This is a genomic window from Sphingomonas sp. ID1715 (genome assembly GCF_013044515.1).
GTDB lineage: Bacteria > Pseudomonadota > Alphaproteobacteria > Sphingomonadales > Sphingomonadaceae > Sphingomonas_B.
This window is the reverse complement of record NZ_JABEPR010000001.1, coordinates 673,486-700,060: the sequence shown is the minus strand read 5'-3', so window position 1 is coordinate 700,060 and position 26,575 is coordinate 673,486. Positions and strand designations below refer to the sequence as shown.

The 26,575-nt window shown below is 66.1% G+C and carries 26 protein-coding genes; 13 read left to right on the top strand and 13 right to left on the bottom strand.

Annotated elements, in window-relative coordinates:
• Positions 1–134 precede the first annotated feature (134 nt).
• The 8 genes from HJG53_RS03355 to pstB all read left to right on the top strand — a co-directional run bounded on the left by HJG53_RS03355 (position 135) and on the right by pstB (position 8,629).
• A complete protein-coding gene (locus HJG53_RS03355; protein WP_171127744.1) occupies positions 135–1,991 on the top strand; it encodes a TonB-dependent siderophore receptor in 1,857 nt (618 codons plus the stop codon).
• The gene (locus HJG53_RS18310) at positions 1,988–2,512 is read left to right on the top strand and encodes a YfiR family protein (RefSeq protein WP_217352576.1); all 525 of its coding nucleotides are present in this window, start codon (positions 1,988–1,990) and stop codon (positions 2,510–2,512) included. Before HJG53_RS03355 ends, HJG53_RS18310 begins: the two co-directional genes overlap by 4 nt.
• The gene (locus HJG53_RS03350; protein ID WP_368039492.1) at positions 2,509–4,251 is read left to right on the top strand and encodes an ATP-binding protein; all 1,743 of its coding nucleotides are present in this window, start codon (positions 2,509–2,511) and stop codon (positions 4,249–4,251) included. The genes HJG53_RS18310 and HJG53_RS03350 overlap by 4 nt, the downstream gene beginning before the upstream one ends.
• Positions 4,252–4,406: 155 nt before the next feature.
• Entirely contained in the window at positions 4,407–4,910 is a 504-nt protein-coding gene (locus tag HJG53_RS03345) for a PEPxxWA-CTERM sorting domain-containing protein (protein ID WP_171127742.1), read from the top strand.
• Between the two features lie 60 nt (positions 4,911–4,970).
• On the top strand, positions 4,971–6,017 hold the full coding sequence (pstS, locus tag HJG53_RS03340; protein WP_171127741.1) for a phosphate ABC transporter substrate-binding protein PstS: 1,047 nt from the start codon (positions 4,971–4,973) through the stop codon (positions 6,015–6,017).
• 17 nt (positions 6,018–6,034) lie between these two features.
• Positions 6,035–6,976 (top strand): phosphate ABC transporter permease subunit PstC, encoded by a 942-nt coding sequence (gene pstC / locus HJG53_RS03335; RefSeq protein ID WP_368039491.1) that lies wholly within the window; start codon positions 6,035–6,037, stop codon positions 6,974–6,976.
• Between the two features lies 1 nt (position 6,977).
• Positions 6,978–7,820 carry a phosphate ABC transporter permease PstA gene (gene pstA / locus HJG53_RS03330; RefSeq protein ID WP_171127739.1) on the top strand — a complete coding sequence of 281 codons (843 nt, stop codon included), beginning with the start codon at positions 6,978–6,980 and terminating at the stop codon, positions 7,818–7,820.
• Positions 7,817–8,629 carry a phosphate ABC transporter ATP-binding protein PstB gene (gene pstB, locus HJG53_RS03325; RefSeq protein WP_171127738.1) on the top strand — a complete coding sequence of 271 codons (813 nt, stop codon included), beginning with the start codon at positions 7,817–7,819 and terminating at the stop codon, positions 8,627–8,629. The genes pstA and pstB overlap by 4 nt, the downstream gene beginning before the upstream one ends.
• 73 nt (positions 8,630–8,702) lie before the next feature.
• Here pstB and HJG53_RS03320 read toward each other — a convergent pair whose 3' ends face one another.
• Both HJG53_RS03320 and HJG53_RS03315 read right to left on the bottom strand, forming a co-directional pair.
• Positions 8,703–9,308: a PEPxxWA-CTERM sorting domain-containing protein gene (locus tag HJG53_RS03320; protein ID WP_171127737.1), complete on the bottom strand. Its 606-nt coding sequence runs from the start codon at positions 9,306–9,308 to the stop codon at positions 8,703–8,705.
• A 111-nt stretch (positions 9,309–9,419) separates the two neighbouring features.
• Complete coding sequence (locus tag HJG53_RS03315) at positions 9,420–10,028, bottom strand: PEPxxWA-CTERM sorting domain-containing protein (protein ID WP_254447484.1); 609 nt, start codon at positions 10,026–10,028, stop codon at positions 9,420–9,422.
• 211 nt (positions 10,029–10,239) lie between these two features.
• Between HJG53_RS03315 and HJG53_RS03310 the strand changes: the two genes are divergently transcribed.
• The gene (locus tag HJG53_RS03310) at positions 10,240–11,241 is read left to right on the top strand and encodes a low specificity L-threonine aldolase (RefSeq protein WP_171127735.1); all 1,002 of its coding nucleotides are present in this window, start codon (positions 10,240–10,242) and stop codon (positions 11,239–11,241) included.
• The gene (locus tag HJG53_RS03305) at positions 11,238–12,155 is read left to right on the top strand and encodes a DMT family transporter (protein WP_171127734.1); all 918 of its coding nucleotides are present in this window, start codon (positions 11,238–11,240) and stop codon (positions 12,153–12,155) included. The genes HJG53_RS03310 and HJG53_RS03305 overlap by 4 nt, the downstream gene beginning before the upstream one ends.
• On the opposite strand, the gene HJG53_RS03300 is transcribed toward HJG53_RS03305, so the two are convergent.
• Positions 12,065–12,877: an SDR family NAD(P)-dependent oxidoreductase gene (locus HJG53_RS03300; protein WP_171127733.1), complete on the bottom strand. Its 813-nt coding sequence runs from the start codon at positions 12,875–12,877 to the stop codon at positions 12,065–12,067. The genes HJG53_RS03305 and HJG53_RS03300 overlap by 91 nt on opposite strands.
• A gap of 139 nt (positions 12,878–13,016) precedes the next feature.
• Here HJG53_RS03300 and HJG53_RS03295 point away from each other — a divergent pair, with 139 nt between their 5' ends.
• Positions 13,017–13,874 (top strand): fatty acid desaturase, encoded by an 858-nt coding sequence (locus HJG53_RS03295; RefSeq protein WP_171127732.1) that lies wholly within the window; start codon positions 13,017–13,019, stop codon positions 13,872–13,874.
• 1 nt (position 13,875) lies between these two features.
• Here the strand turns inward: HJG53_RS03295 and HJG53_RS03290 are convergent, their stop codons facing one another.
• From HJG53_RS03290 to HJG53_RS03255, 8 genes are all read right to left on the bottom strand, one after another.
• Positions 13,876–14,358 (bottom strand): pyridoxamine 5'-phosphate oxidase family protein, encoded by a 483-nt coding sequence (locus HJG53_RS03290; protein ID WP_171127731.1) that lies wholly within the window; start codon positions 14,356–14,358, stop codon positions 13,876–13,878.
• A gap of 60 nt (positions 14,359–14,418) precedes the next feature.
• The gene (locus tag HJG53_RS03285) at positions 14,419–15,102 is read right to left on the bottom strand and encodes a PEPxxWA-CTERM sorting domain-containing protein (RefSeq protein ID WP_171127730.1); all 684 of its coding nucleotides are present in this window, start codon (positions 15,100–15,102) and stop codon (positions 14,419–14,421) included.
• 84 nt (positions 15,103–15,186) lie between these two features.
• Positions 15,187–17,532 carry a serine/threonine-protein kinase gene (locus HJG53_RS03280; RefSeq protein WP_171127729.1) on the bottom strand — a complete coding sequence of 782 codons (2,346 nt, stop codon included), beginning with the start codon at positions 17,530–17,532 and terminating at the stop codon, positions 15,187–15,189.
• Entirely contained in the window at positions 17,510–18,040 is a 531-nt protein-coding gene (locus HJG53_RS03275; protein WP_171127728.1) for an ECF-type sigma factor, read from the bottom strand. Before HJG53_RS03275 ends, HJG53_RS03280 begins: the two co-directional genes overlap by 23 nt.
• Positions 18,041–18,098: 58 nt before the next feature.
• A complete protein-coding gene (locus tag HJG53_RS03270; RefSeq protein WP_171127727.1) occupies positions 18,099–18,710 on the bottom strand; it encodes a PEPxxWA-CTERM sorting domain-containing protein in 612 nt (203 codons plus the stop codon).
• A gap of 77 nt (positions 18,711–18,787) precedes the next feature.
• The gene (locus HJG53_RS03265; RefSeq protein WP_171127726.1) at positions 18,788–19,966 is read right to left on the bottom strand and encodes an acetyl-CoA C-acyltransferase; all 1,179 of its coding nucleotides are present in this window, start codon (positions 19,964–19,966) and stop codon (positions 18,788–18,790) included.
• 77 nt (positions 19,967–20,043) lie between these two features.
• A complete protein-coding gene (locus HJG53_RS03260; RefSeq protein ID WP_171127725.1) occupies positions 20,044–20,490 on the bottom strand; it encodes a DUF4126 domain-containing protein in 447 nt (148 codons plus the stop codon).
• A 174-nt stretch (positions 20,491–20,664) separates the two neighbouring features.
• A complete protein-coding gene (locus HJG53_RS03255; protein WP_171127724.1) occupies positions 20,665–21,123 on the bottom strand; it encodes a MaoC family dehydratase in 459 nt (152 codons plus the stop codon).
• Positions 21,124–21,206: 83 nt separating this feature from the next.
• Here HJG53_RS03255 and putA point away from each other — a divergent pair, with 83 nt between their 5' ends.
• Complete coding sequence (gene putA, locus HJG53_RS03250; RefSeq protein WP_171127723.1) at positions 21,207–24,227, top strand: bifunctional proline dehydrogenase/L-glutamate gamma-semialdehyde dehydrogenase PutA; 3,021 nt, start codon at positions 21,207–21,209, stop codon at positions 24,225–24,227.
• On the opposite strand, the gene HJG53_RS03245 is transcribed toward putA, so the two are convergent.
• Complete coding sequence (locus HJG53_RS03245) at positions 24,228–24,881, bottom strand: NUDIX domain-containing protein (RefSeq protein WP_171127722.1); 654 nt, start codon at positions 24,879–24,881, stop codon at positions 24,228–24,230.
• Between the two features lie 4 nt (positions 24,882–24,885).
• Complete coding sequence (locus tag HJG53_RS03240) at positions 24,886–25,776, bottom strand: LysR family transcriptional regulator (RefSeq protein WP_171127721.1); 891 nt, start codon at positions 25,774–25,776, stop codon at positions 24,886–24,888.
• Positions 25,777–25,864: 88 nt separating this feature from the next.
• Here HJG53_RS03240 and HJG53_RS03235 point away from each other — a divergent pair, with 88 nt between their 5' ends.
• Positions 25,865–26,569 carry a pirin family protein gene (locus tag HJG53_RS03235; RefSeq protein WP_171127720.1) on the top strand — a complete coding sequence of 235 codons (705 nt, stop codon included), beginning with the start codon at positions 25,865–25,867 and terminating at the stop codon, positions 26,567–26,569.
• Positions 26,570–26,575: the final 6 nt, after the last annotated feature.

Genomic DNA, 26,575 nt, shown 5'->3' with positions numbered 1-26,575 from the left:
AGCCTGACCGGAACGCGTTCATTGCAGATACGTTACGGATTGTCGGGAGGCGCGGCTTGCATCCTCCGCGTGTTTGCGCTTGAGGGACGGCCGACCGGCACCATAGTACAGCGGCGAAAAGGGGAGAGTTCGCATTGGCTTATGGCCTTCTGGCCGGCGTCGCGCTGGCTGCGGCTGCGGTCGCGCCGCCGGGCGCGGATCAGCTGAGCAGCCTGTCGATCGAGGAACTGGCCCAAATCGAAGTGACGTCGGCATCGCGCCGGGCGGAGCCGCTGAGCGGCACGCCCGCGTCGCTGTTTGTCATTACCAACGAGGACATCCTGCGCTGGGGCGGCAGCTCGCTCCCGGAAGTGCTGCGGATGGCGCCGCAACTGGACGTGCAGCGGATCGACGCGCGGCAATATGCGGTAACCGCGCGTGGCTTTCAGGGCGCCGAGACCGCGAACAAAACGCTGGTGCAAATCGACGGCCGCTCGATCTACTCGACGCTCGCGGCCACCGTCTTCTACGAACTCTTCGACACGCCGCTCGAGGACATCGACCGGATCGAGGTGATCAGCGGACCTGGCGGCACGCTCTACGGCACCAACGCCGTCAACGGCGTAATCAACATCATGACCAAGGATGCCCGTGACACGCACGGGCTACTCGCGCGTGCGACCGGCGCCTCGCTCGAACAGACCGCGTTGCTCCGCTATGGCGCCCCGATCGGCAGCAATGGCGGCATCCGCATCTATGCGGAGGGCTGGAATCGACGGGGGTTCCCCAAGTCCGGCAACCGCAACCTGCGCGATGGCAGCGAGGGGTGGCAAACGGGGTTCCGCGCAGACTTCGGCGGCGACGCCAATCACTTCACCGTCCAGGGCGACTTGTTCGAACATAATGCCGACAGCGGCAAGCGTGACGGTGACAACGGTCAGAACATTCTCGCCCGCTGGACCAATATGGCCGAGAGCGGGGCACAGACTCAGGTGCAGGCCTACTACAGCCGCTTCGCCCGGCGGTTTACGCTGGTCTACGATCGCCTGGAGACCAGCGACATCGCGGTCCAGCACAACCGGAGCGAGGGACGCCACGCGCTGGTGTTCGGCGGCGGCGTGCGGATGGTCCGCGATCGGTTTAACAACAATCTCAATCCGTTCGTGCTCGATCCGGAAGCGAAGACGCTGTGGATTCTGAACGGCTTTGCTCAGGATCGCGTCGATATGGGCGGCGGGCTGGCGGTGACCGCTGGACTGAAGGCGGAAAAAACGACGTTCACCGGGCTGGAGCTGCTCCCCAATCTTCGCCTCGCCTGGCAGCCGCGCCAGGATCTGCTGCTCTGGGCGGCCGCCTCGCGGGCGGTCCGCGAGCCGTCGCGCATCGATCGGGACCTCACCCATCCGATCATCCTCAGGGCAGGAACATTCCGAGCCGAGGAGCTGACGGCGTTCGAACTCGGCTATCGCGGACAGCCCGCCTCGAACCTCACCATTTCGGTGACCGGCTTCTACAATCTCTACGACCGGCTGCGCACGACCAAGGTGACCCCGGTGACGATCCTGCCCGTGCAGCTTGCGAATGGCATCAAGGGAGAGAATTGGGGCGTAGAGGCCTGGGGCGCGTGGCAGGTCGCGCATGCCGTTCGCCTCAACGCCGGCGTGACGGTACTCGACGGCAGCTTCCGCTTGCGGAAGGGGGAGACCGACCTCGAGAATTTCATCTCCCTCGGCAACGATCCCGATTACTTCGCCCAGCTCGGCGGCCGCGTCGACTTCACGTCGACGCTCGGCTTCGACTTCCAGGTGCGACGCTACGGCAGTCGGCCGAACCCTCGCGTACCCGCCTATACCGATGCCGATGCGCGCCTGGGCTGGCGCTTCCTTGACAGTGCCGAGCTCTTTTTGTCCGGCACCAATCTCCTGCACGCGCGGCGTGACGAGAGCGCTGACCCGGACCGCGGGCAGCTGGTCCGCCGGATCGTCGCATTGGGCGTTCGGTTCGGCCTTTGAGCCTTAGGTGTGCCTTTGTCCTGTCGCTGGCGCTGCTCGCGCCCGCCCCGGCATGCGCGCAGGCCGCGAGCGAAGCGGCGATCAAGGCGGCATATCTCGTCAAGTTCGCCGCGTATGTAGGTTGGCCGATCCGTTCGGGGCCGGTCACCATCTGTCAGGTTGGGCGGGACGTACTCGGCGGAGCCTTGGAGCAGGCAGCGACGGGACAGCAGGTGGACGGTCGACCGATCCAGGTTCGGCGGCTCGACTCGATCGCGCGCGGCAGCGGCTGTGACATCGCTTATCTTGCCGGGTCGGGCCGGCAGCCGGTGCCCGCCGCGCTGGCAGCGCTCGCATCCTCGCCGGTCTTGACCATAACGGACGATCGGTGGAGCAAGGCGCGGGGCATGATTCACTTCCAGGTCGCGGCCAACCGAGTCCGGTTCCACGTCAACGATCAGGCTGCGGCCGACGGAGGACTGAACATTTCGTCCAAGCTGCTGGGACTCGCCCTATCGGTACGGCCGAGGCAGGGTCGGTGATCGCTCGCTGGCAGCGTGTGCCGCAAGCGGCAGCCGGCATCTTCGCCGTGCTGTTGCTGCTGCTCGGCGTGCTTGTGGTCACCCAAGCCGATCGAGACTATCGCTTCCAGCAAGAGCAGCGTGCCCAGATCCGCGCGCGCATTCTGGCCGGCAGCGCGACGGCTGCGGTCGATTTCCATGACCTCGAAGCTGCACGCGAGGCGGTCAACCCGTTCGGGGTCGACCCGCAGGCGCGGGCCGTCGCGCTCTATGACGAACGCGGCGCTTTGCTGACTGGGTTCGGTCGCGCCGGCGTCATGCCGCCCGCTCGCTTCGTCGAGGGCTCGCCGCCCTCTGGGCTGGCACTGGGCGTCGCGGATATCGTGAGCGGTGGGCGCCGGATCGGGCGCGTGCTGATCCTCAGCGAGATCGAGCCCTTCGCGCGCCGGCTGAGCCGCTACACACTGATTACGGTGCTCTCGGTCATGGCAGCCTCGATCGTGCTGATCCTGGGGCTCAGCCAATCGGCGCTGCGGCGAAAGAATGGAGAGTTGGAAGCCAGCAACCGCGCATTGATCGAGCAGATGGCGCAGCGCGAAAAGGTCGAGGGCGAGCTCCGGCAGGTTCAGAAGATGGAGTCGATCGGCCAGCTGACCGGCGGCATCGCGCATGATTTCAACAACATGCTCGCGATCGTCATAGGGAGCCTCGACATTGCCGAGCGTCGCTTCGCCACCAATCCGGACCGCGCCCGACAGGCGATCGGCCACGCGCTCGAAGGCGCCAACCGTGCCGCGAGTCTTACCAAGCGACTGCTCGCCTTCGCCCGCCGGTCCCCGCTGCAGCCGCAGGCGATCGACGCCAATCAGCTGGTGTCCGGCATGTCGGAGTTGCTGCGCCGGACGCTGGGCGAGGGGGTCAGCATCGAGACGGTGCTGGCCGGCGGACTGTGGCGGACCCATGCCGATCCGGGACAGCTCGAAAATGCCGTGCTCAACCTCTCGGTGAACTCGCGCGATGCCATGGACGGCCATGGCCGGCTGACGATCGAAACAATGAACGCTCATCTGGACGACGCTTATGCGGCACGGCACGACGGCGTGGCGGCGGGGCAGTATGTTGCGGTCGTCATCACCGACAATGGTCCCGGCATGCCGCAGGAGGTGATCGACCGCGCCTTCGAGCCGTTCTTCACTACTAAAGGCGTCGGCAAAGGCACCGGTCTCGGGCTCGCCCAGGTGTACGGCTTCGTCCGCCAGTCAGGCGGCCATGTGAAAATCTATTCGGAGCTGGGGCAGGGCACGTCGATCAAGATTTACCTGCCCCGCCATCTCGGCCCGGCCGACACGGGCCGGGCCGAGCCGATGGCGATGGAAGTGCCGCGCGCCAGGGCCGGTGAGCTGATCCTGGTCGTCGAGGATGAAGAGCAGGTGCGGCGCATGTCGCTCGATGCGCTGGAGGAGCTCGGCTATCGGGTGATCGAGGCTGTCGATGGCGAGCACGCGTTGGAACTGGTCCGCGCGCGTCCGGACATTCGCCTGCTCTTCACCGACGTCGTCATGCCTGGCATCAACGGCCGCGAACTGGCTGACCAGGCGCGCCTCCTACGGCCGGACCTCCCCGTGCTGTTCACGACCGGCTATACGCGCAACGCCGTGGTTCATAACGGGATCGTGGACAGCGACGTCTTCTTCATCCCCAAGCCGTTCACGGTGGAACAGCTAGGCCACAAGCTCCGCTCGGTACTGGATCGCGGCTGATCGACTCTTTCGATCAGGTTAACCATTGTTTCACATCCGTGTCGGTCTGGCGTGATTCTGTAACATGAGCTATAGACGGACCTGGGGGACCGCTCGAACGATCACGGAGAGAGGACGAGCGGTTCGCGCTGTGTAGCGTGAGCGGGTGGGTCGCAATGTTAAAGGAAGTGCTGGCGTCGAACGCCGCCAAATTGGTGGCAGCCTGCGTCTGTCCCGTGGTGGCGGGAGCCGTCGCGATCCAAGTCCCCCCGGTGCGCTCCGCCATCCATAAGGCGACGGCGCCGCGCACGGCACGTGCCAAGCCGCGAATCCGGGTGCCACGCGACGAGACCGCCGCAAACCGGCCGCGTGTGGCGACCGCGCCGCCGATGTGCGCCGCAGCACCGATTATCCTCAACGATGCGGGCCTGAAGCCCGCTTCGCTCGACATGCCGGTTTCACTGCCGGAACCGGTGCGCACGCGCGCCGACTTCGGTGCCGGCTCGGGTGCGACCAACTGCGCCCCGGTCGGGTTCGCCGGCCGGCTGGTCATCGGCGCCGGAGCCGTGCCGGAGCCCGCCACCTGGATGCAGATGATCGCCGGCTTTGCGCTTGTCGGTGCCGCCGCCCGCGTCAGCCGGCGTCGCCGATGTCACAACGGAGTCACATCACCGTCATAAGCGCCGCTCCGTGTGAGGCCGGGGAGCGCTGCCGGCGGCCGATCTTTGGAGGAAGAGCGAATGTTCAGGGCCTTGTGCCTTGCTGCCGTGCTGGCGGTGCTTGGCGGTTGCGGCGGGTCCGGCGACCGCGCCCGTTACATTTCGGGCGCGGGCGCGACATTTCCGGCCTCGCTCTATGCCAAATGGTCGGAAGGCTATCGCGGAGAGACCAAGATCGGCCTCAATTACCAGGCGATCGGCTCCGGCGGCGGCATCAAGCAGATCAAGGCGCGGACGGTCGATTTCGGCGCAACCGACAAGCCGCTGACGGCCGAGCAGCTGGACCGGGCCGGCCTCTATCAATTTCCGACCGTCATCGGCGGCGTGGTGCCCATCCTGAACGTCGACGGGATCACGCCGGGTCAGCTGAAGCTCACGGGTCCGTTGCTCGCTGCCATCTTTCTCGGCGATGTGAAGAGCTGGAACGATCCACGCATTGCGTCGCTCAATCCCGGCGCAAAGCTGCCGGCGCAGGCGATCACCGTCGTTCATCGCTCGGACGGGTCCGGCACGACGTTCCTGTTCACATCCTATCTGAGCGGCATCAGCCCGGCCTGGAAGCAGCGGGTCGGCGCCAGCGATGCGGTCTCCTGGCCGACGGGTCTGGCAGGCAAGGGCAATGATGGCGTTGCCGCATTCGTGAAGCAGACTGCCGGATCGATCGGCTATGTCGAATATGCCTATGCCAAGCAGAACAACGGCGCCTACGCGCAGCTGCAGAACCGGGCAGGGCAGTTCGTCGTGCCCAGCGCGGAGAGCTTCGGCGCGGCGGCGGCGAGCGCCGATTGGGCAAAGGCGCCCGGCAATTATCTGGTGCTCGTCGACCAGCCGGGCGGCGGCAGCTGGCCGATCACGGGCGCCAGTTTCATCCTCGTCTATCGCGAGCAGACCAATGCCCAGGTCGGCCGCGGCGTGCTGCGCTTCTTTGACTGGGGCTTCGCGAAAGGCGACCAGGCGGCCGCGCAGCTCGACTATGTGCCGCTGCCGGCCACGGTGAAGGACATGATCCGCAAGCAATGGGCGGCTACGCTCAAGGCCGAGGGCAAGCCGCTCTACCCGCTGCAATAGGCCGACGAGACTTGCGCGTGGCATCAACTGTAGAAAATGGCGGTCGGCGGCGCCGGTGGGACGAGTCCCTGTTCCGCGCCGCCTGTCTTGCGGCGGCGACGCTGCTGATGGCCGCACTCGCCGGTGTCGTCGTCTCCTTGGCGATCGGCGGCTGGCCCGCGTTTCGCACCTTCGGCCTTGGCTTTCTGACCAGCGCCGAATGGAACCCGGTGACGGAAATCTACGGCGCCGCGGGGCCCATCGCCGGCACCTTGGTCACTGCCGTACTGGCGCTTGCCATGGCGTTGCCCCTGGCCATGGGCGTGGCGATCTTCCTCACCGAGTTTTGCCCAAAGTCGCTGTCGAGTCCGATCGCTGTCGCAGTCGAGCTCCTCGCCGGCATACCGTCGATCGTCTATGGCATGTGGGGTCTCTTCGTGTTCGCACCCTGGTTCGCGGCCGAAGTCCAGGCGCCGCTCGCGGCCGGTGTCGCGCCGAACAGCTGGTTCGGCGGATTGATCGCCGGCGTCCCGAACGGCGCCAACATCTTCACGGCGTCGATCATCCTCGCGATCATGATCCTGCCCTATATGGCAGCGGTTTTTCGCGAGCTGTTCCTCTCGGTGCCGCCACAGGTGCGCGAGGCGGGCTTCGGCTTGGGCGGGACATCTTTCGAAGTGGTGAGCCGAGTCATCGTCCCTTATGTCCGCCGCGGCGCGATCGGCGTGATCATGCTCGGCCTGGGCCGCGCGTTGGGTGAAACCATGGCCGTCACCTTCATCATCGGCAACGCGCATGGCCTGCCCAAATCACTTTTCTCGTCCGGGTCGACCATTGCCTCCACGATCGCCAACGAATTCACCGAAGCGACCGGCGAACTGCATGAAGCGTCGCTGATCGCATTGGGGCTCGTGCTGTTCCTCATCACTTTCGCTGTGCTTGCGACCGCGCGGCTGCTGCTGTCCGGGCAGCGGCACTGACATGTTCGGCCGGGCACAGCGCCGCCGTCTCTGGAACGGCCTTTTCGTGGCGGCGACAGTCGGCGCGACATTGGTGGCGCTCGTCGCCTTGCTGCTGATCCTCTGGTCGCTCATCACCCAGGGCGCGGCAGGCCTTGGCCCAGCGATCTTCACCGAGGACCAGCCCGCGCCAGGCTCGCCGGGCGGCTTGCGCAACGCCGTGGTCGGCTCCCTGATCATGTGCGGACTGGGCATGGCGATCGCGCTGGTCGTCGGCATTTTCGCAGGTACCTGGCTCAGCGAATATGGCGGGCGCAGCCGCTACGCGCACGCGGTGCGGTTCCTCAACGACGTGCTGCTGTCGGCCCCGTCAATCCTGATCGGCCTGTTCGTCTACGAGATACTGGTGCGCCCGTTCCACGGCTTTTCCGCTTACGCGGGCGCTGTCGCCCTTGCTTTCCTCGCCACGCCGATTGTCGTGCGGACGACGGAGGATATTCTGACGCTTCAGCCCGGCGCGCTGCGCGAAGCTGGCATGGCCTTGGGCGCGACGCGGGCGAAAGTGATCCGCTCGATCATCTGGCGCGGTGCGCGCGCGGGGCTGATGACCGGCGGCCTGCTCGGCTTCGCGCGCATCAGCGGGGAGACGGCGCCGTTGCTGTTCACCTCGCTCGGCAATCAATATCTCAACACCGACCTGTCACAGCCCATGGCCGCGTTGCCCACGACTATCTTTCAGTTCGCCTTGAGCGCTTATGACGACTGGCGGCAGCTGGCCTGGACCGGCGCGCTCCTGATCGCCGTCGCCGTGCTTGGCATCAACATCATCGGGCGCTTCCTGGCCCGGGAGGCTCGCCCGAAATGACGCTTGTAGACGCCGAACTCGATCAGCCACCGCATATCGAGGCGCCGCCGGTCGACTCTCTCGTCCTCGAAGCGCGCGGGCTCGACTTCTTCTATGGCGCGAACCAGGCGCTTCACGGCGTCGATCTCGGCGTGGCGCGAAATCGGATCACGGCGCTGATCGGCCCATCGGGTTGCGGCAAGTCGACGCTGCTACGCGCCATGAACCGGATGTACGATCTCTATCCGGGGCAGCGCGCCGAGGGTGAAATCATGCTCGACGGCAAGGACATCCTGCGACCGCGAACGGACCTTGCCGAGTTGCGGGCGCGGGTAGGCATGGTCTTTCAAAAGCCGACCCCGTTTCCGATGTCGATTTACGACAATGTGGCCTTCGGAGTGCGGCTGCACTCCAGCAAATCAAAGGCTGAGCTGGACGAGATCGTCGAGCGGTCGCTGCGTCGCGCCGCGCTGTGGGAAGAGGTGGAACACAAGCTCTCGAGCTCAGGCCTGGGCCTTTCCGGCGGCCAGCAGCAGCGGCTGTGCGTGGCACGGGGCATCGCCGTCGAGCCCGAAGTGCTGCTGCTCGACGAGCCGGCGTCGGCGCTGGACCCGGTCTCGACCGCCAAGCTGGAAGACACGCTGCTGCAGCTGAAGAGGGACTTCACGATCGTGATCGTGACCCATAATCTGCAGCAGGCGGCTCGCATCGCCGATTATACCGGCTTCATGTTCATGGGTCGGCTGCTCGAATTCGCACCGACCGCGTCGCTCTTCTCAACGCCGCGTTTGGTTAGGACGCGCAATTACGTAACCGGCCGGTTCGGCTGATCATTGAACGGCCAAACGCCGCCGCTCTTGCGAGCGGCGGCGCGGCATCCCCTTTTTCCTTTATATTCTTCGATCAGGCGGTGACTTGCATCACGCGCGACCGGCGCCGCGCCGATGCGCCGACCAGGCTGAAGCCGCCGATCATCATCGCCCAGGTGGCCGGTTCCGGCACGCCGCCAACCGGCACCGAAACCTGCCCCAGCGTGAAGATCGGCTGGTTGCGCTCGGACGCCGGATTGTTCTTCGTCGTCAACGTGAAGAAGGCATCGACCGCGACACGTCCAAACGTTGAGTTGGCGCCAATCAGCGGGAAGCTGAACGGTGCGAGCGGGCCGGTCGTGTTGCGGAAGTCCGGGCCGGTATAGGTGAACACCAGATTGGTGATGTTCGGATCGTCGTTGAAGCCCGGCGTTACCAGCACACCAGGAGTGGTGTTCTGCACGCTGGCGACCAGGTCCGGGCTGCCCGAAAAAGCGGAGCCAGTGATGTAGCCGCCGAAGTCGAAGATCACAAACCGGTCGCCCGTCCGCACGCCTTCGTCCGGACCGAGAGTGGCCTGGTAGTTGTAAGTAAAGTTGCTCGGGCCATTGGTGGTGATGCTTTGCAGCGTCAGCACCGCGGCGTCCGCAGTCCCAGCCAGGCCGAGAGCCGCGATGGCGGCGAAAGCGAGCTTCTTCATAATGTCCATATTCCCCTTGCACCGCATACCCAGCACGGAAGGATTTCCGTGCTGGTCGCGGCGACTTTGCTGTCCCGAGTTAGCCGGCGCCCATTCGGGCGCCGGGAGTGTTCAGGCGGTCACCTGAGCGATGCGCGCCCGCCGTCGGGTTGCCATGCCGACAACGCCAAAGCCGCCGAGCATCAGCGCCCATGTGGTGGGCTCCGGAACCGCCGTCGGCACCGACACGCTTCCGAGCGTGAAGACCGGGCTGTTGGAGCCGCCCGGCACGCCATCCGGGTTGTTCTTCGTCGTCAGCGTGAAGAACGCATCGGCGGTCGCCTGGCCGAAGGCCGAACGTGCCCCCAGACCGTTGAAGTCGAGCGGTGTGAACGGACCGCCCTGGTTGCGGAAATCCGGGCCCACATAGGTGAAGACCAGGTTTACGAGCGTCGGGTCGTCGGTGAAGCCCGGCGTGACCGGATCGGAAGAGGTGAACTCTGTCGTCCCGATGACTGTCGCCGACGGCGAGAAGATCGAGCCGGCGATGTAACCGGCGAAGTCGTAGATTACGAGCCGATCGCCGGCGCGAAGCCCTTCGTCGGGCCCAAGCGTGCCCTGGTAAGTGAAGGTGTTGTCGTTCGGTCCGTTGTTGCTCACGCCTTGCAGCGTGATGACGGCCGCATTGGCCGACCCCGCCAAAGTTGCTGCCGCTGCTGCGGTCAATACCCATTTTTTCATCACCAGGCTCCCTGTGCGGTTGCGACCCCCGCCCTTCAACCGAGAGGCAGACCTCGCACCTGAGGCCCGCTTCCAGGCGCAAGAACACGGACCGGCCATTCCGGTTCATTTCGCGTTAACTTTTTTTTGGGGCAGTTCGCCGCAGTGCAGCATGGCTTGACGCAGTGCCGTTCACGTTGACCCTGGCAGCCAAGACAGCCAATGCCCGGCCATGCGTTTTTTCTCGGACAACGCCGCCGCCGCGCACCCCGCGGTGATCGAGGCGCTCGCTGCCGCCAATCGCGTCGACACCGCCTATGATGGCGACGCATTCTCCAAGCAGCTTGATGGCGCCTTTTCCGATCTGTTCGAAACCGAGGTGCGGGCACTGTGGATCGCGACGGGCACGGCCGCCAACAGTCTCGCACTCGCGGCATTATGCCCGCCGTTCGGCGGCGTGATCTGTCACCGCGAAGCGCATATCCAGGTTGATGAATGCGGCGCGCCCGAGTTTTTCACGCACGGCGCCAAGATGCTGCTCGCCGACGGTGCAGGCGCCAAGCTGACCCCCGCTGCCGTGGAAGAACTGGCGGCGGGAATCCGCAACGATGTCCATCAGGTGCAGCCCCGCGCACTCTCGATCACCAACGCGACCGAATATGGGCTGGTCTACACCCCCGCCGAAGTGGCGGCCCTGGGCGAAGTGGCGCGGCGTCGCGGGATCGGGTTCCACATGGATGGCGCGCGTTTCGCCAATGCGGTGGCCCATCTCGGCTGTCGGCCGGCCGAGTTGACCTGGCGCGCGGGCGTCGATGCGCTCAGCTTCGGCTTCGTCAAGAATGGCGGGCTTTCGGCCGAAGCGCTGATCTTCTTCAAGCCCGAACTCGCCGAGGACACCCTCTATCGGCGCAAGCGCGCAGGGCATCTCTTCTCGAAGGGCCGCTACCTGGCCGCCCAACTGCTGGCGATGCTCGAGGGCGATATCTGGCTCGACAATGCACGCGCCGCCAATCGCGGTGCGGCGCTGCTGGCCGAGGCGGCCGGTGACCGGCTGGTCTATCCGGTCCAGGCAAATGAGGTCTTCCTTCGGGTGACCGCCGAGGAGGCCGCGAAGCTGCGTGGTCTCGGGTTCGACTTTTACGACTGGGGCGTCGGCGAGGCGCGGCTGGTCGTCAGCTGGGACCAGGACGAGGCCGCGATCCGCCCGCTTGCCGAGGCGATCGCGGCGCTGTGAGCGAGCCGCCGCTCGCGCCGCAGGTGCGCGCCCGCGTCTTCATTCCGTTCGTCATCGTGACGCTGATCTGGGGATCGACCTGGCTGGTCATCCGCGACCAGCTGGGCGTTGTGCCGGCCAGCTGGTCCGTCACCTACCGCTTCATCGTCGCGTCAGCGGCGATGTTCGCATATTCGCTGGTGACCGGCACGTCGCTCAAGGTGCCGCGCGCGGCCTGGGGCATGGTGCTGTTGATCGGGCTCCCGCAGTTCGTGCTCAACTTCAATCTCGTCTATCGCGCGGAGGCCTACATCACCTCCGGCCTCGTCGCGGTTATTTTTGCCCTGCTGCTGGTTCCCAATGCGCTCCTCGCGCGAATTTTTCTGGGCCAACAGCTGTCGCGGCCCTTCCTGTTCGGTTCGGTGATCGCGATGCTGGGCATCGGGCTGCTGTTCGCGCACGAGCTGAAGGCGGATGGCAGCGACAATAGCGCGGTGTTCGCGGGCATCGGACTGACGCTGCTCGCCATTCTCAGCGCCTCGATTGCGAACGTGGCGCAGGCGTTCGAGCGGGTGCGCAGCCTGCCCATGCCGACCCTGCTTGCCTGGAGCATGGCCGTGGGCGCGACGGTCAACGCAGCCTGGGCCGCGATCACCACGGGTCCGCCGGTCTTCGATCTTCGGGCAGGCTATGTCGCCGGCATCCTGTATCTGGGGCTGGCCGCCTCTGCCTTTGCCTTCCTGCTTTATTATCGGATCATCCGAGAGATCGGCGCGGCGCGGGCAGCCTATTCCAGCGTGCTCGTGCCGATCATCGCCATGGGCTTGTCGACGGTGTTCGAGGGCTATCGCTGGTCCGCCACGGCATTGCTGGGCGGTGCGCTGACGCTTGCAGGGCTCATCTTCGCGCTCAGGTCACGCAGCCCCTCGCGATAGCTGGCAAAGGCCGGACGCCAGCCGAGCAGTCGTTTGGCCTTGCCGTTCGCGACCCGCCGATTCTCGCGGTAAAAGGCGCGTGCGGGTGCGGGGAGGTCCTCTACCTGCAGCAGGGGAGGGGCGGCCATGCCGAGCAGGGCCGCCGCATAGCTCATCACGTCGCTCTGCCGTGCGGGGAGATCGTCCGCCAGATTATAAGCGCCGGGCGGGCCGTCGAACGCGGCGATCACGCCGCTGACGATGTCGTCGACATGAACGCGGCTGAACAGCTGGTCGGAGGCGTCCACGCGATAGGCGCTGCCGTCCAGCAGCCGATCGAACGAAGAGCGGCCGGGTCCATAGATGCCCGGCAGGCGAAAGACCCGCGCACCGAGGTCCAGCCATGCACGGTCAGCGGCGGCTCGGGCACGCCGCCGACCCGTACCGATCGGCGCCGTCTCGTCGACCCAGGCACCGCCCGCGTCGCCATAGACGCCCGTCGAGGACAGATAGCCGATCCAGGCCGGGCTGGCGGCGAGCGCAGGGGCGTAGCGCCGCAGCACCGGGTCGCCCTCACCGTCTGGTGGCACGCTGGACAGGATAAGGGTTGCCTGGCGCAGAGCGGCGTCTGCGGCGTCGAAATCCGCACGCCCGATACGCAGCGTCTGCCAGCCACGGCCTTCCACGGCATCGCCGATGCGGGAGGCGGTATAGCCCGGACCAAGGATCACCAGCCGGTTCATCCCGGTCGCTTTGCCACTTCGGTCCGATATCGAGCAATCTGTGTTAGCAGAATGACCTTTCGGAGCGAGTGAAGCGGCGCTTCGCAAGACTTCGTTAACCAGCGGCAACTAACCCGGCGCAAACGGGGACCGGGATCGAATGCTGTCGCATGCCATCGAGAGTGAAGCGGCGCGCGCGCTGTCGCCGAAGATCGCATGGCCGACGATCGTCTTCAGCCTTGTTCTCCTCACCGTACAGGTCGGCTTGCTGGCGCTCGGAATCGGAGGCGCCGTTTCGCCTTGGTGGCTGACCCTCCCGCTCGGCATCTGCAGCTATCTGGGATACACGCCCGCGCACGAGGCCATTCACCGAAACATCGTCCGGTCGCGCCGGTTCGATCCCATGAATCGGCTGATCGGCTGGTGGGGCGCGCTGATGACGGGCATGACCTGGCCGTTGCTCCTGCGCACGCACTTGGCACACCACCAGCACACCAATGCGCCGGACGACCCCGATCTATTCGTGCAAGGGTCGCTGCCGCGCCTGTTCGCCCTGGCGGCCCTCTCGATCGTGACCAACCTGGTGCCGATACCGGTATGGACGCTTCTTTTTGGTCAGAATGCGCCGAACCTGGGTTACCTCGACGGGTGGAAAGTGATGAGCGCGCGCGAATGGCGGCAGCACCAGATCGTCCATGGCATCATGTGCGTCATCGTGTGGACGCTCGTTCTGTCAGGTTATGGCCCGGCCGCGTTCGCGCTCTACGTCATTCCTGCGACGATCGGTCGCCTGTTGATGGGCATCTTCCTTAGTTGGCTGCCGCATCGCCCCTTCATTACCGGTGATCGTTACGCCTTGGCGAGCCTCCGTCGTGCTCGCTGGTTGTCATTGGCCTCCGTCGGCCACAGCCTGCACCTGGTGCACCATCTGTGGCCGCGCGTGCCCTTTTACCGCTACGCCGCGCTGTACCGCGCGCTGGCACCCGTGCTGCACGAGCGCGGCGTCCGGATCCGGTAGGTCAAAGCGCCACTTCGGCGACCTTGTCCTGATAGTCCTTCTTCGGGTCGCGGCCGAGCAGCGACTTGAGGCCGGCAAAGGCGCTGTTCTCGTTCAGCCAGATTTGCGCTGAGACGGGGTCGAGGCGCACCAGCTGCAGGTTCGGGTCGTCCTTGCCGCCTTCATACCAGGCTGCTGCGAACGGGCTCCATAGCTGGTCGATGCGGCTGCGGTCATTGTCCAGTTCCAGCCGGCCGTCCACCGTGGCGAACAGGTCGTGCCCTTTGGACGCGAAGGTCATGATCGCACGATCGTTCTGCCGCATATGGGCGACCAGGCCGTTATCCTTGGTGGTGAAGAACCAGATATAGTTGGTGTCGGGCAGCGTCTGCGCCGTCATCGGCTGCGTCTTGTCATGCTCGACGCCCTGAACACCCAGCATGACGGTCATGTCGGACTTGAGCGCCTTCCAGAATTTTTCCGTGATTTCGGCTTCGGTGGCCATGCGTCACTCCCTCGGCAGTTCGCGCGGACAAACCGCCGAGGGCGCAACGATGTTCCGCGATCAGGCGAGCACGATCGCCCGCTGGCGGCCGCGGATTCCGCAGCCGACCAGGCCGAAGCCGGCGAGCATCAGCGCCCAGCTAGCCGGCTCGGGCACGCCGGGCGCAGCTGCCTGCACGGTCCTGGTGAATGCGCAGGCGGGGTCCTGACCGACGCAGGTATCGGCAAAGTGGCTGTAAAAGACGTCGCCGTCATCCTCTTGGATGCCGAACAAGGCGCTGGCATTGAAGCTGTAGGTGCCCGCCGGCGCGTTGCCCCCGGTCGGCGTGAACGTGCCGAAGCGGAACGAGAAGGACTGGCCCGGCTGCAGGTCGAAATTCTGCGCGAAGAAGAACTGCGACAGGTCGAAGTCGAAATCATAGGGCGGGCCCTGGTTGCACACCGCCGTGAAGGTGCCGCTGCATTCGAACGACGCCGACAGGAACGTGCGGGCGACTTGCGTCGGATCGGCTCCCGCCGCGATAATGTCGGCTTCCGACAGGCCGGACGTGACATTGCCGTCACCGTCGGTCGTGATCGCGTCGGAGCTTGCGTCGAGCGTCAGGGTCACGTTGATGTCGATCGGTACGTTCGACAGCACTGTTCCAGTCGGCTGGTCGAAGGTGAACGTCCCGATCACGGCCGCCGGCGCTTGCGCGGCCGAAGCAAGCGCCAATGCGGCAGTCTTGATGGCAGTCCGAAGCATGATTGATCCCCCTGTTGCGAACGTCGAAAGTCTGCGTTCACTCCAGGATGCGGATCGTTGCGCGATTCCGGGCCAAACCTATCGTCAGCCGCAGTAACTTTTTTTCAGCGTCTCGGAGTGGGACAGGTTCTTGCGTGCGTCGAGTGCGCCCAGCCGGCCGCGGCTACGGATGTCGAGCCAGATGGCCACCGCCTCCGTTGCGGCCGTACAAGCGGGTTCGCTTTTGCCGGCACGGGCAAGCAGTTCCGCGTGCGGAGCTAAGCCGATCGCCAGATCGCGCATGCGTTGCGGATCGCCAGGCGCGCCCCGTAACCGCGCCCGACGCAACGCCACGCTCTGGTTGGAGGGGGCAAGGGCGTCCGCACTTCGCCCCAGTTCGTCGAGGAGAGCGGCCTGCTGGCCATAGAGCACGAGCAGCTTCTTCTCGGCCGCGGCGTCGGGGCCGTAGGAGAGGACCTCCTTTAGCGCGGCGACGCCGGCATCGGCGCGCGCCAATGCCTCGCCTATCCGCGCCGGCAGTTCCTCGAGGGTTCCGCTGATGTTGAACGCGTTCTCACCCTTCAGGATCAGCCATTGCGGCAGGCGACCATCCCTAGCGATTCCAGCATCAACCAATGCGTCGGCCTTCTGAAACGGCACGAGCGATCCGGGCACGTTGCCGGTATAATAGGTCGCATCGCCAATCCGGTTGAGCAGATGGACCTCCAGGCGCCGAGCGAGAGTCGCTTCCGGCTCTGCCCAGGATCGGGCGCGAAGCTGCTGCAAGGAACAGCGGAGGAGCGGGAGGGCCTGCGCCGGCCGATCGTCGGTCCAGATCAGGTCATAGCCTTCGTTGCGGACTGTGACGATCCGCCCGAGCGCAGCACTCGACGCGGATGGATCGAGCGCCAGTGCCCGGTCGAACGCTGCCCGAGCCTGACGGTTGAGCTCCGCCGACCCGTCGCCTTCGCCATGCAGCGACCAGCGGTCGCTCATGACCCAGCCGAGTTCAGACCAGGCTCCCGCATCGCGCGGGCGGTCGGCGAGCAGTGCCCGCAGCACCGCCTCGGCGCGGGCAAGCGAGGCGCGAGCCTCGTCCGGACGGCCGAGATTTGAAACGCCCGGCAGACCCTGGATGGCGGCGAGCCGGCGATGACTCCGCGCCAGGTCGAGCCGCAGATCGGCCGGCGCATCGCCCGACAGCTGGAGCTGGTTCAGGTAGGTCGCCGCGGTCTGCGCCAGCTCCGCGCGCTTGGCGACCGTGCCCGGCTCGCGGGCGAGCTGATCGTACAGGTCGAACAGCATATAATGGGAGAGGTGGCGCACCTGGCCGAAGCGTTGTTCGGCACGCGCGCGATTGCGCTCGGCGCGCATCCAGTTGGAGGTGGCGAACACGGTCGAGCCGCTGAGCAGCGCGAACGCGGCCGCCGTCGCTGCGACGCCGCGACGGTGCCGGTGCACGAACTTGCGAACGCGATAGTTCCACGCGTCGCCGAGTGCAGTGATCGGCAGGCGCGCGCGCCATCGGTCAAGATCGGCGATCATCGCGCCGACGCTGGGATAGCGGGCAGTTTCGTCGTGGCGCAGCGCCTTGCCGGCAATGGCGTGGAGTTCCGCATCTGGGACGCCGGCCAGGATCAGTTGTAGCGTCCGGCCGAGCGCATAGACGTCGTCGGCTACACCCGGCGCCCCGCCAGCGAGCCGCTGAGGGCTCGCGAAATCGCGGGTAAACGGGCTTGATCCGACGAAATGCCGGGGACCCGCTCCGATCAGCACGGATATGCCGAAGTCGAGCAGTTTGACCCGGCCATTCGCGTCCACCTGGATGTTGGCGGGCTTCAGGTCGGCATGCGCGACCATCTTCCCATGCGCATATTGAACGGCGTCCGCGGCCTTGATGAACAAGGTGACGCGCTCGGCAGCGGCCAGTCCGGCACAGGCCTCGTCGATCGGGCGGCCATCGATATATTCCATGGCGAGCCAGCCGAGCCCGTCCTCGGTCTGCCCGCCGTCGATCAATCGGGCGATGTTGGGATGTTCGAGTCGAGCGAGGAAGCGCCGCTCGTCGTCGAAGGCAGCACCCGCGCGGGCGAGTATGCGCCGCTGGATCAGCTTGATCGCGACTTTCTGCTCATAGACGCCGTCGTCACGGTGGGCGAGCCAGACTTCGCCCATGCCGCCGCGGCCGATCCGTTCCGCGAGGCGAAAGGCTCCGAGCTTGTGCGGCGGCAGTGCAGCACCGTCGCAATCGCCGCTGCCCGGCACCAGCGTCGGAATCGCCCCTGCGGCCCTGGCGGCGCTCGCCTCCAGCGCGGCAACTCGTTGCTGCACTTCGACAGGTTCTTTGTGCAGCAGGCGCGCGCGCAGGCGCGTGGCGTCCGTTCGGTCAGCGAGCCGCTCGAACAGCGCAAGGGCGCGTCGCTCGACCTCAGTGGATGTGAGGCTCGCCATTGCCGTCCAGAAAATCGAGTAGCCAGGCGCGCGCCGCCTGCCAGCGCCGCTTGATCGTGCGTTCGGGAATGCCGCTGGCGGCCGCCGCCTCCTCCACCGTCAGGCCGAGCATGAAGCGGAGCTCGATGATGCGGGCGTGGTCGGGCGACACAGCTTCCAGCGCGACGAGGGCACGATCGAGATCGCCGATATCGATCAGCGCCGCGGCAGGATCGTCCGGCCACGCCGTGACGAATGCCGGTGCCTGGCGCTTGGCGGCGCCGTTCTTGCGGGCTTCGTCGATCAGCACGCGGCGCATGGTGCGGGCAGTGAGCGCAAGCATATGCGCCTGATCCTTCACCTTGAGGTCGCCGCCGATGAGGCGCAGCGCGGCCTCGTTGAGCAATTCGGTCGCCTGCAGTCCGCGGCCGGCGCCATCGCGCGCGATCACCACCCGCGCGATGCGCCGCGCCTCGTCATAGCAGGCTGCAAGCAGCGCCGCCGGTTCCCCCTGTTCACCGGTCTCCATGATGGAGCCAGTGTTCCCCCAACCGGCGGCACTTGCAACAGCGGTTTCGCCGCGCCGCTCAGGCGAAGGTCACCGCCACCCGCGCGCGACGCCGCGCGGCCGCGCCGGTTAATGCAAAGCCGGCAATCAGCAGCGCCCATTGCTCCGGCTCGGGCACGGAAGCAACGAACGCATTGCTGAACACGAACTGCAGGTCCTCATAGTTGAAGTCCCCGCCTCCCGGCAGGTCCTCGAACGCAACGTAAAGCCCCGCTGGAATGTCGAAATCGCCGCCTTCGTAGGGTGCCGAATAGACGTGGTTGATGCCGTCCTCGTTGAGGCTTGGATCGGAATAGAAGCGCGCGCCGATCTCGGCCACGTCGATGTAGAAGGTCAGCCGGTCGCCCGCCGACACCGGTCCGAAGTTGAGCGCGGTGCCCGGCGCGGTGCTTTGATTGTTCAACCCGGTAATGCCGGTGTCGACGCCGTTGACCAAGAGCCCGAGCACGTTGGTGAAGGAGGCGGTGCTGCCGGCGAAATAGGCGATCAGATCGCCATTCGCCGAGGCGCGCAGGTCATAGACGAGCGGGTTTTCCGTTCCAGGCGTGGGGTAACTCGGAAAAGCAGAAATGGCCGGCGTGGGCGCCATCAAGGTGGCCGCAGCCGCGGTGGTGAAACGCCAAGTCATCATCAATCCCCCTTTTCGGACCAACTCCACCCATCAATGCGGGGGAGCGCCGAAAAGGGGGCCAGACGACAGTCGAAAACCTAGAACACCTCGAACAGGCCCGCCGCGCCCATGCCGCCGCCGACGCACATGGTCACGACGACATATTTGGCGCCGCGGCGCTTGCCTTCGATCAGCGCGTGCCCGGTCATGCGCGCGCCCGACATGCCATAGGGGTGGCCGATCGAGATCGCGCCGCCGTTTACGTTCAGCAGTTCATCGGGGATGCCGAGCTTGTCGCGGCAATAGAGAACCTGGACGGCGAACGCCTCGTTCAGTTCCCACAGGCCGATATCGTCCATCTTCAGGCCAAAGCGGCTGAGCAGCTTCGGTATGGCGAAGACAGGGCCGATGCCCATCTCGTCGGGCTCGGTTCCGGCCACCGCCATGCCGACATAGCGGCCGAGCGGCTGCAGCCCACGCTGTTCGGCAAGCTTGGCCTCCATCAGCACGGATGCGGAGGCGCCGTCGGACAGCTGCGAGGCGTTGCCCGCGGTGATGTTCAGGTCCGGCCCGAGCACCGGCTGCAGCGACTTCAGACCTTCGAGCGTGGTCTCCGGGCGGTTGCCTTCGTCCTTGGTGAGCGTAACGTCCTTGTAGGAGACTTCCTTGGTCTCCTTGTTCACCACGGCCATGCTGGCGGTGACGGGGATGATCTCGTCGTCGAACTTGCCCGCTGCCTGGGCGGCCGCGGTGCGCTGCTGCGACTGGAGCGCATATTCGTCCTGCACGTCGCGGCTGACATTGTAGCGCTTCGCCACGACCTCGGCGGTCTGCAGCATCGGCATGTAGATGTCCTTGTGCATCGCGACCAGCTCGGGGTCGGGCGCGACGCGCATCTGCGGCGTCTGGACGAGTGAGATGCTTTCAACACCACCGCCGATCGCCACGTCCATATTGTCGACGACGATTTCCTTGGCCGCCGTCGCGATCGCCATCAGGCCGGACGCGCATTGGCGATCGAGCGACATGCCGGCAACGCCGACCGGCAGCCCGGCGCGGAGCAGCGACTGGCGCGCGATATTGCCGGCCTGATGACCCTGCTGCAGCGCCGCGCCCCAGACCACGTCCTGCACTTCGGCCGGATCGACCTTTGAACGCTCGACGGCCGCGCGGATCGCATGCGCCGAAAGCGTGGCACTCGGCAGGTTGTTGAAGGCACCACGATAGGCACGACCGATCGGCGTGCGGGCGGTGGAAACGATGACGGCGTCGCGCATGAGTCTGGCCTCCTGAGTTTGGAGGAGCCTCTAGGCCAGAAGCGTGGCCGACGCCAAGCACGCTACGGAAAGGTGCGTCAGATCAACCCGACCGTGCGCGCGCCGGCGCCGAGCACCGCCGCATCCTCGACAAAGCCGGTCCCAGTTTGGCCGAAATGCCGCATCGCCGGCTTACGCAGAGCCAGCCCAAGAAACGATGAGGCGAGGGCAGTCGCTGCCGCCAGTGCCGCACCCGCCGTGCGCCGATCCCTTGGCGCCAGCGCCGCGCCGGCAAAGGCGCTTGTCGCCGCACGCGGGATCAGGCCCGCGATGACGGTGCGATCCGGCGCTGACTTCATCTTGTCGCCGGCCATTTCGGCCGCCGCCATCACCACCGAACCGGCCGCGATCCAGGGGTTGCGCGCGAGTCGGCCGCCCCACCAGTCATCCTCGATCAGGTCGCGACGCGCCGCACCGGTGACGAGCGCCAGCGGCGTCAGCGCGCGCTGGCCGGCAACCAGGCCGATGAAGAAGGATCTCAGCATCGCCCGACAACGGCCGACATCGCCTTGCGTGCCGTGGCCCGAACAAAAAAGAGGGAGCGCGAACGCCCCCTCTTTCCCCCTGTTGAAATCGTGACGCCCGTTTAGCGCATGCGCGTCCTCAGGGATTGGATAGAATCGACATTTGTCACGATTGTCCCGTTGCGGGACAAGGATTTAGACGAAGAACTGGCTGACCCATTCGGCGATCAGGGCGGGCTTGTCCTCGCCTTCGATTTCGAGCGTATACTCGACCGTCTGCTGCCACTGGCCGGGCCGCTTTTCCTCGAGCTCGAGCAGCTTGAAATGGCCGCGCACGCGCTTGCCCGAGCGGACGGGCGCCAGGAAACGAGTTTTGTTGCCGCCATAGTTCACGCCCATCTTGATGCCGTCGAGTCGCGGCAGATCGGCTTTGGAGGTCAGCAGGGGCATCAGCGACAGCGACAGAAACCCATGGGCGATGGTGGTGCCGAATGGCGTCTGCTTCGCCCGCTCCGGATCGACATGGATGAACTGGTGATCGCCGGTTGCGTCGGCGAATTTGTCGATCATCTCCTGGCTGACCGTCACCCATTCGGACGTGCCGATCGGGTGGCCGACCTTGGCCTTCAGCTCTTCGACGCTGACCGTGGGCATGAACTTTGTCTCTCCCGCATTTGGACGTTAGAGGCCGCTCATCCTCCGAAACTCAGAGCCCCGCAAGGGCAAGGCCAGACCGCATGGATTCCGCAACGTCCTCCTTCGCATCGCAGCTGAAGCAGCTGCATCGCGCGCCCGAACCCGAAGTGCTGAAGCCGCTGCTGGAGCGCGCACGCCTCACGCCCGCCGAGCGGGAAGGGGCAGTGCAGGTGGCGCTCGGCCTGCTCGCCGATCTGCGCGCGGCGCAGTCCAGCGGCTGGGTCAATCAGTTCCTGCAGCAATATCGGCTGAATTCGTCCGAGGGCGTCGCGCTGTTGTCGCTTGCCGAAGCCTTTCTGCGCGTGCCGGACCCTGAGACGGCCGACCAGCTGATCGCCGACAAGTTCGGCGACGCAGACTGGAAGGCGCATGCCGGACAGTCCTCGTCGCGGCTCGTGAACACGGCAACCTGGGGACTGATCGTCGGCAAGGCGCTGGTCAGCGAGGGCGGGCAGGGCGGCGTGCTGCGGCGACTGATCAGCCGCGCCGGCGAGCCGTTCGTTCGCCAGGCGGTCGGCGCCGCGATGCGCATGATGGGCGAAGTCTTCGTGATGGGCCGCACTATCGACGAGGCGATGCGGCGCATGAAGAAGCCGGAAAATAGAGGCTTTACCGCCAGCTTCGACATGCTGGGCGAGGCGGCGCGGACCTTCCCGGACGGCCGGCGCTATTTCGACGCCTATATGGGTGCGATCGACGCGGTCGGCTCCGACCCGGCCGCCGGGCACTCGATCTCGGTCAAGCTGTCGGCGCTCCACCCGCGCTACGAAGTGCCGCAATGGGATCGGTGTGTGCCGGCGCTGACCGAAATGCTGGAGGCGCTGTGCGTCCGCGCCGCCGACAAGGGCATCGCGCTGACGGTGGACGCGGAAGAGTCCGAGCGGCTGGAGATGAGCCTCGACATCATCTCCGCTGTTGCCCGGCTACCGCGGCTGAAGGGCTGGGATGGTTATGGCATGGCGGTCCAGGCCTATGGCAAGCGTTGTCGGGCGGTGATCGGCTGGGCGGATGCGCTGGGGCAGGAGACCGGCCGGCGCATGAACGTCCGGCTGGTCAAGGGCGCCTATTGGGATTCGGAGATCAAGCGCACCCAGGAAGCTGGGCTGTCCGACTATCCGCTGTTCACGCGGAAGGCGGCGACCGACGTGTCTTATCTCGCCTGCGCGCGCGACATGCTCGCCGCCAAGGGCATCGCACCCGCATTTGCCAGCCACAATGCGCTGACCGTCGCGACCATCGTCGCATGGGCGGGGAAGAGCCGCGACTTCGAGTTCCAGCGCCTGCACGGCATGGGCGAGGGGCTGTACGAGCGGCTGGTACGGGAAGAAGGCTATAAATGCCGCATCTATGCGCCAGTCGGCGGGCATCGCGACCTGCTCGCCTATCTGGTCCGGCGCCTGCTTGAGAATGGGGCGAATTCCAGCTTCGTTCACCAGCTCGCCGACGAGCGGCTGACCGATGCCGAGCTGCTCGCCGATCCGGTCGAAAAGATCGCCAAGGTCGGCGGCGTGCGCCACCCGAGCATTCCGCTGCCCCGCGACCTGTTCGCGCCCGAGCGCCCGAACAGCGAAGGTGTCGACCTGCAGGAGCGGGAGGTGCTTCGGTCCGTCGCTACTTCAATCGCCAACTCACCGCTCGTCCCGAGCGAAGTCGAGGGGCGTATGCACCAAGGTTCGGAGACGCGCCCCTCGACCTCGCTCGGGACGAGCGAGATGGTTGGTCGTGCGACAAACGCCTTCCCGGCATGGTCGTCCCGCCCGGTGCACGAGCGCGCCGCCTGTCTCGACCGGCTCGCCGACCTGCTGGAAGCGCACCGCACCGAGCTTATGGCGATCTGCGTTCACGAGGCACGCAAGACCATTCCGGATGCGCTCGCGGAAGTGCGGGAGGCAGTGGACTTTTGCCGCTACTATGCCGCCCAGGCGCGCCAGCATCTGCTGCCGGTCGAGCTTCCCGGACCTACGGGCGAGCGCAACATACTGCGCCATGAAGGCCGCGGCGTGTGGGCGACGATCGCGCCGTGGAACTTCCCGCTCGCCATCTTCCTAGGACAGACGGTCGCGGCTTTGGTCGCCGGCAATGCGGTGATTGCCAAGCCGGCCCCGCAGACGCCGCGCATCGCCGCGCGCGCGGTCGAGCTCGCGCATGAAGCGGGCGTTCCTCGCGACGTGCTGATCCTGGCGCCCGGCGGGCCGGAAGTCGGCGCGGCGATCGTCGCCGATCCACGCATCGCCGGCGTCGCCTTCACCGGCTCCACCAACACCGCTCGCAAGATCGCCCGCGCGCTGCTGGAGGACGAGAAGCGGCCGCTGGTGCCGCTGATCGCGGAGACCGGCGGCGTCAACGCGATGATCGTCGATTCGACTGCGCTTGCCGAGCAGGTGGTGGCCGATGTGGTGACCTCCTCCTTCCGCTCGGCCGGCCAGCGCTGCTCCGCGCTGCGACTGCTGCTGTTGCAGGAGGAGATTGCGGAAAGCACACTGGAAATGCTGGCCGGCGCGATGAACACGCTGATCGTCGGCGACCCCGCCGATCCGGCCACCGATGTCGGCCCCGTGATCGACCGCACCGCCTATGAACATCTGATGGCGCATCGCGAGCGGATGCGGAACAGCTGGATCAAGACGATCGACGTGCCGGCGCAAGGCAATTTCGTGCCCCCGACCGCCGTCCGCCTGCGCAGCATGGACGATCTCGACCGCGAATGGTTCGGGCCGCTGCTGCACGTCGCCACCTGGAAGGCGGGCGAGCTCGAGCGGACGATCGAGCATGTGAACGCCAAGGGCTTCGGCCTCACCATGGGCCTGCACAGCCGCATCGCGCGGTCCGCCGAGACGGTGGAAGCGCTGGCGCGGGTTGGCAATCTCTACGTCAATCGGTCGATGATCGGCGCGATCGTCGGTTCGCAGCCTTTTGGTGGCGAAGGCTTCAGCGGCACCGGGCCAAAGGCAGGCGGACCCCACTACCTGCCGCGCTTCTGCGCCGAACGGGTGACGAGCACCGACACGACGAGTTCGGGCGGGAACGCAACCCTACTGAGCCTGGACGATATCGGCTTCTGATCAGCCGCGGCGCACCCGCTCCAATGGCTCCGACGTAATCGGGTAACCGAGATGCTGCGGAATGCAGAGATGGATGCCGCCCTCGCGCTCCTCGACCCAGGGCGTAATCATCTCGACAGCGTGGGCGAGCGCGTGCGCCAGCGCAGCGTCGAAGCTGTCGAACAGGGCGAGACGCTCCAGGTTGCGCCGCGTCGGAAAGATGATGTGGCCCTCGCCGCGTTCGCACATCGCCAGCACCTCGGCGGCACCGGCCCAGAAGGCACGGACATTCTCGGCGCCATCTGAGATTGGGTCCGGCGCGTCGCTGGCGACACGCGCGATGTAGAAGCGCGTGTCGAAGGTGCGCGCTTCCTTGAAGTTCGGGCGCCAGCGGGCCCAGGGCGTCAGGTCGGATACGGCGAGGCTATAGTCGCGGCCGGTCTCCTCTATCGTCTCACGCAGCGCCGCGATCCGCGCGGCCGCTTCCTCGCTGTCGAGATGAGGATGATCGGCAGCCGCAACATGGTCCTCCGGGTCGATCCTGCCGCCGGGGAAGACGAGGGCGCCACCGGCAAAAGCCATCCCTGCCGCGCGCTCCGTGATGAGCAACTGCGGCGGTGCTCCCGGCCGCTCGCGGAACAGGATCAGGGTGGCGGCGGGAATGGCCTCGGTCATCCGATCAGCCTCTGACCGAGAAACGCGCGACGAGGAAGCGGATCAATGCCTCCACCCGCGCCGGACGCAGCGGATTGGGCGGCGTGACCAAGTGAAGGGCGATCGGCGGCGCCTGCCAGTCGGCGAGTACGGCTTCAAGGCTGCCCTGTTCGAGATCGGGATCGACGATGAAGTCCGGCAGGGTCGAGATGCCAAGCCCCGCCCGCAGCGCCGGCAGCATGGCTTCGCCGCTGCTCGATCGGAGCGGACCGCTCGGCTTGACCACCACCTCCTCGCCGCCGCGGCCGACGAAGCGCCAGGTCTCGCTGTTCGCATAGAGAATGCACCGATGCTCGGCGAGTTCGGCCGGGTGAGCGGGTCGGCCATGCCGTTCCAGATAGGCGCTGCTCGCCACCACATGCATGGAAATGGGACAGAGACGGCGCGCCCGCAGCGAACTGTCGGGCAGCTGCGCGATCCGCAGCGCGACGTCGATGCCCTGTTCGACCAGGTCGATGCGCTTGTCGTCGAGACACAGGTCGATGACGATGTCGGGGTGATCGGCCATGAAATCGGCGATGGCGGGCGCGACCCGCTGGAGGCCGAACGTCATCGGTGCGGCAAGCTTGACGAGACCCTTGGGCGCGCTGGCCGCGTCGCTGGCTTCTTCCTCGGCGCACACCGCCTCGTTCAGGATGCGCTGGGCGCGCGGGGCGAGCGCACGCCCGGTCTCCGTCAGCGACAGTGTACGCGACGTGCGGTGAAACAGGGACGCGCCCAGGTGCGCTTCCAGCCGCGTAATCGCCTTGGACACGGTCGCCTTGGACAGACCCAGCGCACGGGCCGCGCCGCTGAAAGAGCGCTGCTCGACCACAGTGGCGAAGATCGCCCAGGCTTCGAAATCAGGCAGGCGCATATTTGAAACGATGAGTTTCCACTGTTTCTATTTTCGCGCCGATCCTGCGCGCTATCTAGGCCCCAAGCAAGTCTCAAGGAGACCTCAGATGGTCGAAAAACGTCCTTTCGAAAGCCTGGGCCACGCCGATCACGGTTGGCTGAACGCGCGGCATCATTTTTCCTTCGCCAGCTATCATGATCCGAAACGCATGGGCTGGGGCGCGTTGCGCGTGTGGAACGACGACGAGATCGCCGCGAACAGCGGCTTTCCGCCGCATCCGCACCGCGACATGGAGATCATCACCTATGTCCGGTCCGGCGCGATCACGCACCAGGACTCGATGGGGAACACCGGCCGCACCGCGGCGGGCGACGTCCAGGTGATGAGTGCCGGCACCGGCGTCCGCCATGCCGAATATAATCTGGAGCCGGAGACGACCCGTATCTTCCAGATCTGGATCGAGCCCAAGCGTCTGGGTGGACAGCCCAGCTGGGGTGCCAAGCCGTTTCCCAAGGGGGACCGCTCCGGCCGTTTCGTCACGCTGGCGAGCGGCTTTGGCGAGGAGATCGAGGCCGGCGCCCTGCCGATCCGCGCCGATGCGCGTGTGCTCGGCGCGACGCTGAAGGCGGGCGAGAGCCTCGACTATGACCTAGCCGAAGGTCGGCACGCCTATCTGGTCCCCGCGACCGGCCGCGTCGAAGTCGACGGCGTTGAACTCAACGCCCGCGACGGCGGTGCGCTTACCGGGACCGGCGCGTTGCGGATCACCGCGCATGAAGACGCCGAAATCGTGATGGTGGACAGCGAATAAGGAGCA

Coding starts and splice junctions, on each gene's coding strand:
- HJG53_RS03345 (WP_171127742.1), top strand. CDS start 4,407: ATGTTAAAGGAAGTGCTGGCGTCGAACGCCGCCAAATTGGTGGCAGCC.
- pstS (WP_171127741.1), top strand. CDS start 4,971: ATGTTCAGGGCCTTGTGCCTTGCTGCCGTGCTGGCGGTGCTTGGCGGT.
- pstA (WP_171127739.1), top strand. CDS start 6,978: ATGTTCGGCCGGGCACAGCGCCGCCGTCTCTGGAACGGCCTTTTCGTG.
- pstB (WP_171127738.1), top strand. CDS start 7,817: ATGACGCTTGTAGACGCCGAACTCGATCAGCCACCGCATATCGAGGCG.
- HJG53_RS03320 (WP_171127737.1), bottom strand. CDS start 9,308: ATGAAGAAGCTCGCTTTCGCCGCCATCGCGGCTCTCGGCCTGGCTGGG.
- HJG53_RS03315 (WP_254447484.1), bottom strand. CDS start 10,028: ATGAAAAAATGGGTATTGACCGCAGCAGCGGCAGCAACTTTGGCGGGG.
- HJG53_RS03310 (WP_171127735.1), top strand. CDS start 10,240: ATGCGTTTTTTCTCGGACAACGCCGCCGCCGCGCACCCCGCGGTGATC.
- HJG53_RS03300 (WP_171127733.1), bottom strand. CDS start 12,877: ATGAACCGGCTGGTGATCCTTGGTCCGGGCTATACCGCCTCCCGCATC.
- HJG53_RS03295 (WP_171127732.1), top strand. CDS start 13,017: ATGCTGTCGCATGCCATCGAGAGTGAAGCGGCGCGCGCGCTGTCGCCG.
- HJG53_RS03290 (WP_171127731.1), bottom strand. CDS start 14,358: ATGGCCACCGAAGCCGAAATCACGGAAAAATTCTGGAAGGCGCTCAAG.
- HJG53_RS03285 (WP_171127730.1), bottom strand. CDS start 15,102: ATGCTTCGGACTGCCATCAAGACTGCCGCATTGGCGCTTGCTTCGGCC.
- HJG53_RS03280 (WP_171127729.1), bottom strand. CDS start 17,532: ATGGCGAGCCTCACATCCACTGAGGTCGAGCGACGCGCCCTTGCGCTG.
- HJG53_RS03275 (WP_171127728.1), bottom strand. CDS start 18,040: ATGGAGACCGGTGAACAGGGGGAACCGGCGGCGCTGCTTGCAGCCTGC.
- HJG53_RS03270 (WP_171127727.1), bottom strand. CDS start 18,710: ATGATGACTTGGCGTTTCACCACCGCGGCTGCGGCCACCTTGATGGCG.
- HJG53_RS03265 (WP_171127726.1), bottom strand. CDS start 19,966: ATGCGCGACGCCGTCATCGTTTCCACCGCCCGCACGCCGATCGGTCGT.
- HJG53_RS03260 (WP_171127725.1), bottom strand. CDS start 20,490: ATGCTGAGATCCTTCTTCATCGGCCTGGTTGCCGGCCAGCGCGCGCTG.
- HJG53_RS03255 (WP_171127724.1), bottom strand. CDS start 21,123: ATGCCCACGGTCAGCGTCGAAGAGCTGAAGGCCAAGGTCGGCCACCCG.
- putA (WP_171127723.1), top strand. CDS start 21,207: ATGGATTCCGCAACGTCCTCCTTCGCATCGCAGCTGAAGCAGCTGCAT.
- HJG53_RS03245 (WP_171127722.1), bottom strand. CDS start 24,881: ATGACCGAGGCCATTCCCGCCGCCACCCTGATCCTGTTCCGCGAGCGG.
- HJG53_RS03240 (WP_171127721.1), bottom strand. CDS start 25,776: ATGCGCCTGCCTGATTTCGAAGCCTGGGCGATCTTCGCCACTGTGGTC.
- HJG53_RS03235 (WP_171127720.1), top strand. CDS start 25,865: ATGGTCGAAAAACGTCCTTTCGAAAGCCTGGGCCACGCCGATCACGGT.